The sequence below is a fragment of the Coprobacter sp. genome, from assembly GCF_982436375.1.
Window position 1 is genome coordinate 1 of sequence record NZ_CEWDCG010000063.1, and the last position, 14,476, is coordinate 14,476.

At 40.4% G+C, this 14,476-nt stretch carries 9 protein-coding genes; 4 read left to right on the top strand and 5 right to left on the bottom strand.

Going from position 1 to position 14,476, the window contains the following annotated elements:
• The first annotated feature begins 10 nt into the window (after nucleotides 1-10).
• Nucleotides 11-3,307 (top strand): preprotein translocase subunit SecA, encoded by a 3,297-nt coding sequence (gene secA, locus AC1WHX_RS05395; protein ID WP_009319052.1) that lies wholly within the window; start codon nucleotides 11-13, stop codon nucleotides 3,305-3,307.
• A 77-nt stretch (nucleotides 3,308-3,384) separates the two neighbouring features.
• Here the strand turns inward: secA and AC1WHX_RS05400 are convergent, their stop codons facing one another.
• Genes AC1WHX_RS05400 through AC1WHX_RS05410 form a run of 3 tightly spaced genes read right to left on the bottom strand, consistent with a single transcriptional unit; the run spans nucleotide 3,385 to nucleotide 6,870 of the window.
• Nucleotides 3,385-5,751, bottom strand: coding sequence for a hypothetical protein (locus AC1WHX_RS05400; protein WP_122338231.1), 2,367 nt, complete (start codon nucleotides 5,749-5,751; stop codon nucleotides 3,385-3,387).
• Nucleotides 5,744-6,310, bottom strand: coding sequence for a hypothetical protein (locus AC1WHX_RS05405; protein WP_009319050.1), 567 nt, complete (start codon nucleotides 6,308-6,310; stop codon nucleotides 5,744-5,746). Before AC1WHX_RS05405 ends, AC1WHX_RS05400 begins: the two co-directional genes overlap by 8 nt.
• A gap of 35 nt (nucleotides 6,311-6,345) precedes the next feature.
• Complete coding sequence (locus AC1WHX_RS05410; protein ID WP_122338232.1) at nucleotides 6,346-6,870, bottom strand: hypothetical protein; 525 nt, start codon at nucleotides 6,868-6,870, stop codon at nucleotides 6,346-6,348.
• Nucleotides 6,871-6,994: 124 nt separating this feature from the next.
• Between AC1WHX_RS05410 and AC1WHX_RS05415 the strand changes: the two genes are divergently transcribed.
• Nucleotides 6,995-7,243, top strand: a complete 249-nt coding sequence (locus AC1WHX_RS05415; RefSeq protein WP_122338233.1) for a hypothetical protein — start codon at nucleotides 6,995-6,997, stop codon at nucleotides 7,241-7,243.
• Nucleotides 7,244-7,324: 81 nt separating this feature from the next.
• The gene (locus AC1WHX_RS05420) at nucleotides 7,325-9,310 is read left to right on the top strand and encodes a terminase large subunit (RefSeq protein ID WP_122338234.1); all 1,986 of its coding nucleotides are present in this window, start codon (nucleotides 7,325-7,327) and stop codon (nucleotides 9,308-9,310) included.
• Nucleotides 9,311-9,342: 32 nt separating this feature from the next.
• On the opposite strand, the gene AC1WHX_RS05425 is transcribed toward AC1WHX_RS05420, so the two are convergent.
• Both AC1WHX_RS05425 and AC1WHX_RS05430 read right to left on the bottom strand, forming a co-directional pair.
• Complete coding sequence (locus AC1WHX_RS05425) at nucleotides 9,343-11,307, bottom strand: sensor histidine kinase (protein ID WP_270213842.1); 1,965 nt, start codon at nucleotides 11,305-11,307, stop codon at nucleotides 9,343-9,345.
• 34 nt (nucleotides 11,308-11,341) lie between these two features.
• Nucleotides 11,342-14,029 carry an ATP-binding protein gene (locus tag AC1WHX_RS05430; protein WP_481228955.1) on the bottom strand — a complete coding sequence of 896 codons (2,688 nt, stop codon included), beginning with the start codon at nucleotides 14,027-14,029 and terminating at the stop codon, nucleotides 11,342-11,344.
• A gap of 264 nt (nucleotides 14,030-14,293) precedes the next feature.
• On the opposite strand from AC1WHX_RS05430, the gene AC1WHX_RS05435 reads away from it, so the two are divergent.
• On the top strand, nucleotides 14,294-14,476 hold a 183-nt coding region (locus AC1WHX_RS05435), incomplete at its 3' end, for a hypothetical protein (RefSeq protein WP_481228957.1).

Here is a 14,476-nt window from a genome sequence, read left to right on the forward strand (position 1 = left end):
TATATAATCTATGGGATTTAATGATTTTTTAAAAAGTCTCTTCGGAAATAAATCGCAACGTGATTTAAAAGAGATACTCCCCTATGTAAACAAGGTCAAAGAGGCATATCCGGCTATCGAAAAGCTAAGCGACGATGAGCTGAGAGCCCGTATCGATGATGTTAAAAAACGGGTGCAGGACGCTGTCGCTCCTGAGAAAAACCGTATCGCGGAGTTAAGAGCTTCGGTAGAAGAACAAGATTACGAAAAACGTGAAGCCATTTGGGAAGAAATAGACAAGATCGAGAAAACGATTCTTGAAAAATATGAGAAAGTTCTTGATGAGGTATTGCCCGAGGTATTTGCGGTAGTAAAAGATACTGCCCGTCGTTTTGCTCAAAATGAAACGATCACCGTGACTGCTACACCGTTTGACCGGGAATTGGCATTGACTCATGATTTTGTACATATCGAAGGAGATAAAGCCATCTATCAGAATCACTGGGTAGCCGGAGGCAATGAGGTGACATGGGACATGATTCATTATGATGTCCAGTTGTTCGGCGGTGTCGTTTTGCACAAGGGCAAAATTGCCGAAATGGCGACAGGTGAAGGAAAAACTCTTGTCGCGACTTTGCCTGTATTTTTGAATGCTCTTACCGGGAATGGCGTGCATGTGGTAACCGTGAATGATTATCTTGCCAAACGTGACTCGGAATGGATGGGCCCGTTATATATGTTTCATGGTTTGTCTGTCGATTGTATCGACAAGCACCAGCCCAATTCTGAAGAACGACGCAAAGCGTATAATGCGGATATTACTTTCGGAACTAATAATGAGTTCGGTTTCGATTATCTGCGTGATAATATGTCGACATCTCCCGAGGATCTTGTACAGCGTAAACATAACTATGCGATTGTCGATGAGGTGGACTCCGTATTGATCGATGATGCCCGTACGCCGTTGATTATTTCAGGTCCTGTACCGAAAGGTGATGATCAGCTTTTCGAGGAGTTTTGTCCGAAAGTAGAAGCTTTGTATAAAGCACAGAGGGCTTATACGACCAAGCTGCTTGCTGAAGCTCGTACTAAAATAGCTTCGAGCGATAAGGAGGTGCGTAAAGAGGGTGCTTTGTTGTTATACAGGTCGTTTAAGGGGCTTCCTAAGAACTCTGCATTGATTAAATATCTCAGTGAACCCGGTGTAAAAGCGTTGATGCTCGAGACAGAAGAGTATTATATGCAGGAAAACAACCGTAATATGCCGATTGTTACCGACCCGCTGCTTTTCGTAATCGATGAAAAAAATAACAGTGTGGAGCTGACCGATAAGGGTCTGGACATGATTACCGGAAATTCCGATGATCCGCAATTCTTCGTATTGCCCGATATCGGTGCTCAACTCTCCGAGCTGGAAAATATGGGACTGTCCGATGAGGAAAAACAGGCGAAGAAAGATACCCTGATGCAGGATTATGCGATCAAGGCAGAACGGGTGCATACCGTGAACCAGCTTTTAAAGGCTTATGCCTTGTTTGAAAGGGACGATGAATATGTCGTTATCGATAATAAAGTAAAAATCGTCGACGAGCAGACCGGACGTATTATGGAAGGCCGTCGTTATTCGGACGGATTGCATCAGGCTATCGAAGCGAAAGAGCATGTCAAAGTCGAGGCTGCGACACAGACTTTTGCAACGATTACTTTACAGAATTATTTCCGTATGTATCATAAGTTGGCGGGAATGACCGGTACTGCCGAGACCGAGGCAGGGGAGTTCTGGGATATTTATAAACTTGATGTCGTTACGATTCCTACAAACAAACCTGTTGCCCGTATCGATATGAATGACCGGGTGTATAAGACCAAACGGGAAAAATATACGGCGGTAATCGATGAAATACAAAAACTGGTCGAGGCCGGCCGTCCGGTACTTGTGGGTACGACTTCTGTTGAAATTTCAGAATTGCTCAGTAAGATGCTTACCATGCGTAAGATCAAACACAACGTATTGAATGCCAAGTTACATCAGAAAGAAGCGGATATTGTCGCTCAGGCAGGTCAGAGCGGAACGGTGACTATTGCTACCAATATGGCCGGTCGTGGTACTGATATCAAGCTTTCTCCTGAGGTTCGTGCTGCCGGTGGGTTGGCCATTATCGGTACTGAACGTCATGAGTCTCGTCGTGTGGACCGTCAGTTGAGAGGTCGTGCCGGACGTCAGGGTGATCCGGGATCTTCGGTATTTTATGTATCTCTCGAAGATAATTTGATGCGTCTGTTCAGTTCAGAACGTATTGCTAAGGTTATGGACCGTTTGGGCTTTGAAGAAGGAGAGATGATCGAACATAATATGATTTCCAAATCAATCGAACGTGCTCAGCGGAAGGTAGAAGAGAATAACTTCGGTATTCGTAAGCGTTTATTGGAATATGATGATGTGATGAATGCACAACGTGAGGTAATATATACCAAACGTCATCATGCTCTTTTAGGAGAACGTATCGGCATCGATATTGTAAATATGATGTATGATGCCGTACAGGCTATGATCGAATCTCATTCTCAAAATTCGGATTACGATGCGCTTAAAGAGGATGTGTTCAAGACGTTTGCCATTGAAATACCTTTCGATAAAACGGCAATGCGAAGTGAAAAGAACGAGCGATTGGTAGATATGCTGTATGATGCGGTCATCGCTGCGTTCAAGCGTAAAACGGATAATATGGTGGCTGTTGCCAATCCGGTGATTAAGCAGGTTTATGAAAATCAGGGTGACCGGTATGAGAATATAATGATACCGATTACGGACGGAAAACGGATGTATAATATTTCTTGTAATTTGAAAGAGGCATACGAATCGGAGTCGAAAGCAATCAATAAAGCATTCCAGAAAGCCATATTGTTATATACGATAGATGAGGCATGGAAAGAACATTTGCGCGATCTCGATCAATTGCGTCAATCGGTACAGAACGCAAGTTATGAGCAAAAAGATCCGTTATTGATCTTCAAATTGGAGTCTTTCGGTATGTTTAAAGATATGATCGATACGATCAACCGAAAAACGGTAGCTATTCTGATGAGAGGCCAGATTCCTGTACGAGAGCCGGAGCAGGTGCGTGAAGCTGCTCCTGAAGTGCGTCAGGATTACAGCAAATACCGTACACAAAAAGATCAGGTGGGAGGCAGCTCCTCGGCAGCTTCTGCACAGCAAGCCCCGCAAAGACCCGAACCGATCAAAGTCGGGCCTAAGGTAGGACGTAATGACCCTTGTCCTTGCGGAAGCGGTAAGAAATATAAGAACTGCCACGGGAAAGAAGCATAAGCTATTGCTTTAATATAAATGATAAAACGGGAAAGGTGATTTACAATCTTTCCCGTTTGTCATTATGAAGGTTGCGGTTATTTTTTGTTTTTAGGCGGGTAGTGAGTCGGGAACATCGATTCTCGGATTTGTCGTTCTTTATTGTTTTTTTTCAGCATCTCTTTCATCGTATCTTTGTTTGTGATACGGTTGCGGGCTTTCCATAAGATATATTGCAATTCGTTATCGTCAAAATCGAAGTCCTGTCCTAATTTATCCCTTATTATTTGTCGGGTATATGACCGGATGTTGTTCCATAGTCCGGGATTATCGATCCCCTTTTCTGCCATATCGGACAGGTATTCTTCAGCAGCTTTACGATTTGATCTGTTGTTTTTTTGGTAAGTTTCCCTGACTTCTGAAGGCATTGACCGGAATACCTGATCCAGAAAACTATCGGTATGTTCTCCATATAAAGCACGTATTCCTTTTTTGGCGACAGCTTCACGCATCAGTGTCTTTTTTAGTTCAGCTTCAGAACGGATATTGTCTAATATAACGTTCACCTGATCATTCTCGGGAGAAAAATAACCCGGTAGGACGTCTTTAGCCGGCAGTTTTTGCTGTACGTCGAGAGGAAGTTCCGATTGTCGGTCAAATATTTGAGCATCAATGCCAAGTTCCTTGCTTATTTTTTCGGCTTCCTGTCGGCGTCTGTCTCTTTGAAATTGCGTATCGTATTTGTTCAACCACGGATTGTCAGGGTTGACGATCGAAATGTTGAATCCGGAATCTTCCTTTTTCAGATTTTTATTCTGTTCTGTCGCGGATGGCATTTTTTCGTATTCGTCCGCACTGCTGCGGGTAATCCGATTATAATCTTCATAAGGAATAGAATATATGCCTTCTGCGAAATCAGGAAATATGAGTTCTTCTTTTCCTTCCGGTGTAATGACTTTATACAGTCCGTTTTCGGTTTGCCCAATTACCTCCATCGGCTCTCCGTATTTGGTATTGAGTATTGTCACTTTTCCATCATTTTTTCTCCGAAGATGTTGCACCGCTTTTCCTCCGGTATGGCTTATTCCGCCTAATGCCCCTCCGAAGACTCCTCCTTCTATGCCGGATCGGGTTGCGTTTTGAAGAATTTCATTTAATGCCGGATAATTTTCTCTATCCAGATAAATGCGTGCTGCCATGTCTTGAGCAACAGAAGTGCCGGCTTCGCTCAATCCCTCCATAGTGGCATCCGAACCGATTTCTGCCGCCAGTTTTTTCAGGTCGATATGTTTGTAATTTTTTAGCAAGTCGGTTAACTCTTTGGATGCCTGCGGATTTTTCATCATTTGAGACATAACGCCTTTTCGCATTGATTCTTTCAAAGGAGCGGAGAGTTTGTTTAGATATCTGCCCTGCATGAGACCTTCTATGAGGAGGTCTGCTCCTGTATAAGAACCCACATAAGCGGCACGTTTCCAATCCGGTACTTTTTCGCCGTTTTCCTTTTCATACCGGTCTATATCCATCTGTGCCTGAGCGTGACTTTGTGCTGCTAAACTACCGACATTGGCTGCACCCAAAGCGACTCCTGCCGGTGGAAAGACCAGTCCTGCGGCTATGGGTAGGGCTTGCTGAGCTATTCCTGCACCCGTTTCGGCAACTTTTGCCCAGCCTTCGGTTTCTTTGAAACTGTCATTTTGTTCCAGAGCTTTGCTCATTTGTTTTTTCCCTTCACCTCCGTTGATGATGTAATCATTCACTGCTTTTTCTATTTGCCGGGGGGATAATCCGTCCGATTTCATCTCCATGATATTTTTTAAAGCATCGATGTATCGGGCTTTTGTATTCATGTACTCTTGTTCATTGACAGCTCCGGTTTCTGGATCATAAAGCTCGTTATTATTCCAATCGAACTTTTTGTCGGGTTTTCGGATGTTTTTTTCAGAAATTTCTTGTTTGTTCCGCTCGATTTCTTTTAATAAATCTTCATTGTTTACAGAAGATAAACTGCCGAAATTTTTTTGTACGTTTCGGTATGCAGCTTGCATTTCGTCTTCATTGTTCCACCAGCTTTTTAATTTTCCGATATTGTAGGAAAAATCGTTTGCTAACCGTTTCCCGTATTGGGCCAGTCCGTCTTTAAAGCTTGTCAAAGGTTTTCCTTCAGGATCGTTATTGAATAAAGAAGACAAAATCTTTCGGTTATATGGGGTATCGGGAATGGACGGGTAGGGTATGGTCGGATACAGCTTTTGTGCAGGAATGGGAGTTCTCCATTCCTGACCGGTCAGAGGGTTGCCGGCCATTGTCTGCTTTATTAAATCGGAATCGATATATTCCGGTTGTTTTTGCATAAATGGTTGAGTTGTTGTGCTTTGACCGTTATCTATTGTCCGGGCGAATTGATGTTTATACATATTTTGTAATTGAGGATCGATATAATCCCATCTATTGTTTTTATTCATTGAGAGTATTGTTTTGAGTGTTTTCGAATAATAAGTTTTCTATTTGTACTCGGGCTTCTTCGGGAGAAATACCTTGAGCTGTCAGATAGTTGAAAAGCAAGAATTTTTGTTTATCGGTATTTTCTGCATTATCTTGCCATACCTCTGGAAATTCTTTTGTGTTTAATCCTTTTGCAGGCAGTTTGGCATGAGTATTCGGGATGACCGGAATCCTCTCTGTTAGTTCGAGAAATTTTTTCCGCAACTCTTGTTTTTTTCTGCATCGGACGTTTTGTTTATCTATAATTTCGGATTCCGGTTCAAATAACCGGGTGAGTTTTTTCCAGTAAAAACTCCTTTCTTTTTTTCCGTATTCTTCTTTTGTCGGTTTTTGTCCTAAAAGTTTCAACGCATATTCCAGATCATCAATCGACTTGCGGGCGGCAGATCTCTTTTTTTGTTTTCGATTTTCCAGACATACCGAGAGAAAGCCTTTCCCATCTTCTACCTGTTGCCTGATGTCGGAGAAAATCGCTGCCGTATTTTTTTTATTTTGTAGTTCGGTTGTCTTATTTTCCATTATCATATCTTTTGATCCGTTTCCGATAAATGATTTCAAAGCATTCCTGACGACAGTTGTGTCATACTTAATATTGTATTATCCAGATTTTCCAATCTTCGACCTACGTTCTGTAACGCATTTTCCGATGCGTTCCGGAACATATTGCTGGCATTCATATAGGTGTTGTATCTTTTGTCATTTATTGCTGCCGAATGATTGATGTAATTATTCAGGACATTATTTTTCCATTGTGCGCCATTTGCCGCAATCGCACTATATGTGTTGCCTATCGTTTCCGCATTGTTTTTTTGTTGGGCGGCGATAGCTTCGGGTGTCGTTCCCGTGACGGCAGACTGAGTCAGTGTTTGTTGATTCAGTTGTTGAGTCTGTTTCCGGAGATTTTTTAATAGGGCTTGGCTGTCCGATCGATTTATATAATCACCGTAATACTCCGAGTTGAAAAGGTTGTCTAACTGTGTTTGTTGGCTGTCGAGGGCCTGTAATGCGTTTTTTTGTTCCTTTTCAGCTGCTTTTCTCTGTTTTCGGGCTTTGATCCCGTTGAATATTGATGCAAACATTTTTGTTTCTCCTTCTAAATTTTTTTAATTGGTTAGTGAACGAATTTATTATTATAACATCAGCATACAAATATCACCTCATATATTTGTCGTATGGTGTTATAATTATAAAATCGTATAGAATATGACGAAAAAAAATGCTCTTACCGGAAAAAATAATATTCCGGCCGATGATTATATCCGGAAAAGACGGGAGATATTGGATTTGTGTTATAAACGTTTGCAGGAAATGATACCTGAATGTACCAGTGAAGTCAATCTGCTCAAGTGTATTGAAATTCTGGAAAAACATGAGAGTAGAAATGATGGAGATGAAAGACAAGCGTTGTGTGCCATAGCCGATACGCTCGACAGGCTGGCGGGGTTGCGATAGATTTTATATTTATCGCACGAAATATCGTTTTTCGATGTGCTATTTTGCGGAAAATAGAATTATCGGAAAATATTAGATAAAATGGAAATTACAGTGATTGAAAACGAAAGGCGGAAAAAAGAGATCGATAGACCTTATCGTCCTGAAACGGGAGAGGGAAGCATAACCGGAAAGCGTTTTTGCTTTCATCTTCCGGATGCTCCTATTCCGATACAATATATCCCGGAAATGATGCTGGAAGAGGTCGAGCTCGTAAAACTTTTACGTCGGCATGGTTCGATAGAAAAATTTATTCTGAACGAGTTGAAAGAATCCCCTTCACCCGTTATTAAGGAAGAAGTCTGGAGACGGTGGGTGAAGGTCAGGATTAAATATGATTTTGAATTTTGGGCGGTTTTATTTGTCCGTATTAAGAATAAGACGGGTGATTCAGATATTCCTTTTCGACTCAATCGGCCTCAGCGTCGTCTGCTTTCGGAGCTTGAAGATATGAGGACGAAACGTCTGCCTATCCGGCTGATATTGTTGAAGGCAAGACAATGGGGCGGTTCTACGCTGGTACAGATGTATATGGCTTGGATACAGCTGGTACACCGGAAAAACTGGAATAGCGTGATCTGCGCGCATTTAAAAGATGCAGCGGCAAATATTAAAGGGATGTATTCTAAATTGTTGGAAAATTATCCGGCTTGGTTGATAGATGCAGATAAACCTCTGAAGTTTCAGCCGTATGAGAAAATGGGGAATACCTCTGTGATTGCCGAAACGGGTTGTAAAGTCACGATCGGGTCGGCAGAAACTCCGGAGTCGGTACGTGGGTCAGACGCTGTTATGGCGCATTTGTCGGAGGTGGCTTTCTGGCCTCATACGCGGTTGAAATCTCCTGAGTCGTTGATTCGTTCGGTATGCGGTTCGGTTGCTTTGTTGCCCGACTCGGTTGTTGTTATGGAAAGTACGGCGAACGGAACGGGGAATTATTTTCATCAGGAATGTGAAAGGGCAAAGAGGGGGGAGAGCGATAAACGTTTTTTATTTATACCGTGGTTCGAAATAGAAATGTATTCTGTTCCGGTAGAAGATTATGACGCATTGATAACATCTTTGACAGATTATGAAAAGGATCTTTGGGATAAAGGTGCGACTCTTGAAGCGATAGCTTGGTATCGTATGAAACGAAAAGAGTATAGAGATCATGCCGATATGATGGCGGAGTATCCCTCTGATGATGTTGAGGCGTTTAACCATACCGGAGAACGGGTATTCGATATACGACAGGTGCAAAGACTTAGGGAATCATGTCGTCCGGCAGATAAGGTCGGAGAAGTTTATGGGAAAGCTTTCTCCGGAAAGTCGGCATTGGAAGGGCTCGGTTTTAAGGAAGAGGCGGGAGGACGCCTTCATATCTGGGCTTTTCCGGATTCCGATATGTCTGTAAAGGATCGCTATCTGGTCGTTGTCGATATCGGAGGCCGCTCTTCAAAAGCCGATTATTCGGTTATTGTCGTCTATGACCGTTATTGGATGTTGTTTGGGGGTGTACCTGAGATTGTCGCTCAATGGAGGGGGCATATTGATCATGATTTGTTGGCATGGAAGTCTGTCCAGATTGCAGCTTTTTATCACCATGCGTTACTTGTAATAGAAAGCAATACTTTGGAAACGGAACATACGGATGGGGAACATACGGAATATATTCTGGATACTATTGCCGATTCTTATACACATTTGTATGCTCGTGTATCTGCCGAAATGATCCGATCTCAAGTTCCTTCTAAATGGGGATTTCACATGAATCGTTCTACCAAAACAATGGTGGTAAATCATCAAATACAGATGTTAAGGGAGAACGGGTATATAGAAAGGGATATTCAGGCATGTTATGAACATGATGTTTTTGAACGGAAACCGAATGGAAGTTTCGGGGCGATGGACGGGCATCATGATGATATTCTTATAACGCGTTGTATCGGTAATTATATATGTTATACCGAGCCGTTGCCGTACCGATTTACAAAAATGCAGGTAAAGGTTTCCGGTTCTGTTCCTATCGGAGAAGCAACGATCTGATGAGCTTATTTTAAAGGGAGAATATGGAAAATTCAGATGAAACGATGTTTTTTCTCCGGAGGCATTTTGAGATTAAGAGGATGAGAAAAGCAAAATCGAGAACCTTTTGTGTAATCGGGGTCTATCCATATATCTCCTCCCATTTTATTGATGGTTAATTTGCAAATAGACAATCCGAGCCCAGAGCCTTGTGCAAATTCATTTAGTTTTTCGAACCTCTCGAATACTTGCCGTTGTTTCTCTTTAGGAATGCCGCAACCGGTATCGGATACGGAGAATATCACCCTGTTTTTGTTTGGTTCTATATTATAGGAAAGAGTGATTGTTCCGGTATCGGTAAATTTTCCGGCATTATTCAGCAGATTGATGAAGATTTGTTGTAATCGTTGAGGATCGGTTACCATAGAAAGCGGTTCGTCTGCTTCGAATATATAAGCAATTGCATTTTTTTTGACCCGGTTTATTATTGCAATTTGGTCACGACATAGCTGTGTAATGTCGCAGAGGGAAAAATTGAATTGAACTCTTCCCGATTCAAGACGTGATAAATCGAGAATATCGTTGATGAGCCGAAGTAATAAATCCGAATTTTTTTGAATAATATCCAGATATTCTTGTTGTTCTTTGTTCTTATTTTCTTCGGCGAGTACGGTCGAGAATCCTACAATAGCATTTAACGGGGTTCGGATTTCGTGACTCATATTTGCTAAAAAGGCGCTTTTTAACCGATTCGATTCTTCTGCTCTATCTTTAGCAATGATTAATTCTTTCTCAGACATTTCCAGATGTTCTTTTACTTTTTTTGTGCGGAAATAAAAGAATAGAGTACAGCAAAGAGCGATCACAAGAATAATTAATACCGAAATGATAGAAATGAACTCGACAGGATATTCTTTCCACAATGGCAATGTTTTATTGAGAAGAATAGAATTTCGAGGAAGTTTTTCGATCGGAATATCAGATTCTTTGATTTTATTGAAATCGAAGATATATTCGTTAGGAATAAATTTGATGTTGGCTTCTTCCCCTTTTTCTATATTGATAGCCTGTTTTGCCATGTCGGGGCCTTGCTGTCGATAATTCGGAGAATATCCGCCTAATACCCAATTGTTTAATCCGAATGATATAATTGAGAATACCGGAACTTTGGGATTAACGCCGGACATCGTATATATGGCATTTTTTATAAAGAAAGCGTTTGATGCGTCGACTTTCCATGTCCCGAATAAGATGACCGTATTAGGAGGCAGATTTTTGATATCTTCAATGATCGAATAGATTGTTTTTAATCGGCCGTCTAATAATATGAGGTTGAGGTCCGGAAAATTCTTGAATTCTTTTTTTACTAATGCTTGCAAAGAGATACCTTCGTATGTATTGTCCGATATGAATGCTATATTGCGGGTCAGCGGATAAAGGTTCATGATCAGTTCGATATTTTTCTTTATATCATATTCGTATGCAAATCCGGCTTTTATATTCCGGTTCGGCATATCTTTGAAGACATCGATACTTTTAGGATTCCAAAGTTTAATATCTTGATTGTTGTCGGGCAGAAGAACAACATTTCTACTTGCCATGCTGCATAGTACAGGGGTGTTTTTGAACGGTAGTGTATCTTGAGAGAGATATGATGCCCATGCCTCTTGACCTATGAGAATAATTAGTTTAGGAGGTAATTGCTTGTGTTTTAGTAGTATGTTTTTAAGTCGTTTTTTCCATGTTTGAGATTCGGATAGACTTTGGCAGTTCATGTTTTCGATAGAGATCGGTGATTTTCCGCCGAGGTGTCGATACGTGTCGTTGAAAGATATGATGGTGGAAGTCGTGAATTGTGTATCCGGATTGTATGAACTGATAATCAATATCGGAGCTGAACTTTCGGATGCCGTTGTCTTCTGTACCGGAAAATTGCAAGCTATGAGCAATATTGTGAAAAAGCTGTAAAGAAAACGTTTGTGATTTCTAAGTATATTTGTCATATAATGCGATCTCATTGTTCGTCTTTTTGGTTCCCGGCATAATTGATTTTTACCAAATAATGCCTGAAATATAGTTACTGATTGTTTGTTTTAGTACTACCGGATTGATGGGTTTGGTAATAAAACCGGTGCAGCCGGCTTCTATTGCAATATCTTTATCTGAGTCGAATGCATATGCGGTTTGCATGATTATAGGTATGTCGGCAGATAATTTTCGTATCTCTTTTAATGCTTCTATACCATTCATTTCGGGCATTTTTATATCCAAGAGAATGAGATCTACCGAATTATTTCGGTATAATTCGATTGCTTCTTTTCCGTTTTTTGCCCATAAGATGCGGCACCTGTTACCTATTATCGTTTTTAACAAAAGAAAGTTACTTTCTATATCTTCGGCTATTAACAGTGTTGTTTCTTGGGATTGACTTTCGTTGTTTTCTGTATTATGATCTGCATTGGTCGGGAATAGGGGTTTTATTTCTCTATCTTCACCAAATGATATCTGGTCATCTTTGCGTATTGGAATATGAATGGAAAAGCAACTTCCTTTTCCAGGTTTGGATTCTACGCTGATATTGGCTTCGAATAGTTGGGCGATGGCAGCGCAAATAGAAAGTCCGAGTCCTGGTCCCTGTGTAAATTCGTTACATTTATAAAATCTGTCGAAGATCAAGTTTTGCTCTTCTTCTGAGATTCCTATACCTGAGTCTTTTACGAACAGTGTGAGATATTGGTTGTGATCGATACTGTAACCGATCGTGATATTTCCTTCTTGCGTGAATTTTATTGCATTATCGAGAATATTGGATAGTAGCTGAGTCAGACGTATCGAATCGGATTTTATAATTGTCTGTTTATGAGGTGTCTCTATTGAGAATTGTACAGATTCAGGAATTCTCATTTTGTGTTGGGAATATACGAGTTCCAGAATTTGTTCCATATTGCAGGGTTCGGAAACTAAGGATATTGTATTGGCTTCTAATTTGGAGAGTTCCAAAATATCATTGATTAGTTTCAGCAAAATGTTGCAGTTTCGGTTTATCGTTTTTATAAAAGACTGCCGTTCATTGGGTGTGAAAGCGTTCTCATCGGATAGTAGGTTGGTGAATCCGATAATTGCATTGAGCGGAATACGGATTTCATGGCTGATGTTGGCTACGAAAGATTGTCTCAGTTCTGCTTTTGCGGCCAGATCGCGGGCGACGATAAGCTCCATTTTCCGCTGCTTGATGTGTTCTATGGAGGAACAAAGTCCGTATATTTGAGCATTAGAATAGGATATGTACGGAGATAAAGAAAAATGGGTTTCCCACCATTCATATTCATCCGGAGAATTGAGACTTATTCTGAATTGTACTACTACTTTCGCGTCTTTTCCATATATAGAGGAGAGTAAAGTATTGTAAACGTTTCTTCGGTCATCCGGATGTATTCTTCTGATTAACGATATTCGGTTTATTTTGTAATTCTCGGTAAGTGGTAGTCCTGTGCTTTGAAAAAAATGTTTGTCGAATGTGAGTTTTCGTGTAACAAGATCGTATGACCATGTATGGAAATTTCCGACTTGCAAGGCTTGTTCCAATAGTTCCTGTTTATTATGTAACCGGATTTGTATTCGTTTCTTTTTTTTCTTTTCGAGTAAGTACAAAAATATCAGAAAAAAGAGCAAAATGAATGCTGTCAGGATTATGATGATAAATTCTGTTTTATATTTTTCATATATCGGAATATTGTATATGAAACTGTTTTCCGGTAGTTGGGATTTGGATATGTTCAGTCTTTTTATTTGAGGCCAATCAAAAACGGGACGGTCTTTGTGGTATTGCAGGGGAACATTGGTTATGGTTTTCTCGCCTTTCAGTATTTGTGCGGCAAGATTAGCCCCGTCGAAACCTTGTTGATACGGGAGTGTAAAAATCCCTCCGAGAATTCCTCCGGTTATATTTTCCCCTATCCCTTCATTACAAACCGTGAAAAACGGTTGTGCTGAAATATTGGAGAATTGTGAAATTATAAAATCCCATTTGGGTAAAATGAAAATATCCCCTTTTGATGCATTATAGAAAGGATATAATACTCTGAATGTTTTCATTTCACGGTATGGGATAAATTTTATTTTGATCTTTTCTTTTTCTGTTTGGGAAACAGTTTGCCATTGCTTTAGAAATTCTTTTCGTGAAGATTGACCTAAAACTGTACTGTCTGTCAGAATATTGATTCTCGTAATGTTTGGAATAATGTGTTTTGCTAATTTATAGCAAGCGATAAAATCCCGCTTGCATTCGAATCCGGTAATATTGTTATATCCGGTAAGTATATCGCAGTTTAGGTAACTTACTCCTGAAAAAATAATAGGTACAATATGTGTAATCGGGTGATTGCTGGTGATCAGAGAAAAAGTAGCCTGGTCGTCTTCTATTAGAATCATGTGGGGTGGGTCGTAGGTATATTCATCTAATAAGCGGGATAACGTATCGATTTCTTGCCGGGCGTTCAGCATTTCACAATTCAGATAAAAATGTCTGATCTTTACCGAGAGATTGTGGTGAGAAAAAGCATCGTTTATCCCCTCTTTAATCTCTTTCCCCCAAGTATAAAGAGAATCGAATGAATGGATGACAAGAATGTTATAATCGGTTTGAGACTTGTTTTTATGACAACCGTTTATACCCAATACGGCTGTTTTAATAAAAATAGCAGCCATGATATTGAATGCTATGAAATGAATCCTTTTCATTCTTATTAATTGAAGATATACTTTGATACTCAAATGTGTTTGTCAACAATTATCTGCAATGTTTTGTCTGGAGGACGTTTCGGTATGGAGTACCGTTTTTTTGTATTTTTGCCAGTGTATTCATAGAAAACATAGGTCTGTTTTCGGTCTCGTTTTTTTGTAATGCAATGTCTCCCCTCCAATTCGAGGCTGCAATGCTTTTTGTTTGTCCCCATGAATTATTCAACAGATTCCCAAAGTTAAGAATATTAACATTAAGTTGCAATGTGTTTTTTATTTTTATGTGAAAATCTTGAGCAATTTTTAAGTCAAAACGATTTACCCGAAGTAAATGAGAGCAAAGTCCTCGGCATATTCCCTATTGTGTTTTCTCAAATAGGGATCTATACATTTATAGCGGCTAATGCTCCCATGAGATTTTTGGAGACGATGGGTTCAGCCATATAC

Excerpts from the sequence above, each read along its gene's own strand:
- secA (WP_009319052.1), top strand. The coding sequence starts at position 11 with ATGGGATTTAATGATTTTTTAAAAAGTCTCTTCGGAAATAAATCGCAA.
- AC1WHX_RS05400 (WP_122338231.1), bottom strand. The coding sequence starts at position 5,751 with ATGAATAAAAACAATAGATGGGATTATATCGATCCTCAATTACAAAAT.
- AC1WHX_RS05405 (WP_009319050.1), bottom strand. The coding sequence starts at position 6,310 with ATGGAAAATAAGACAACCGAACTACAAAATAAAAAAAATACGGCAGCG.
- AC1WHX_RS05410 (WP_122338232.1), bottom strand. The coding sequence starts at position 6,870 with ATGTTTGCATCAATATTCAACGGGATCAAAGCCCGAAAACAGAGAAAA.
- AC1WHX_RS05415 (WP_122338233.1), top strand. The coding sequence starts at position 6,995 with ATGACGAAAAAAAATGCTCTTACCGGAAAAAATAATATTCCGGCCGAT.
- AC1WHX_RS05420 (WP_122338234.1), top strand. The coding sequence starts at position 7,325 with ATGGAAATTACAGTGATTGAAAACGAAAGGCGGAAAAAAGAGATCGAT.
- AC1WHX_RS05425 (WP_270213842.1), bottom strand. The coding sequence starts at position 11,307 with ATGAGATCGCATTATATGACAAATATACTTAGAAATCACAAACGTTTT.
- AC1WHX_RS05430 (WP_481228955.1), bottom strand. The coding sequence starts at position 14,029 with ATGAAAAGGATTCATTTCATAGCATTCAATATCATGGCTGCTATTTTT.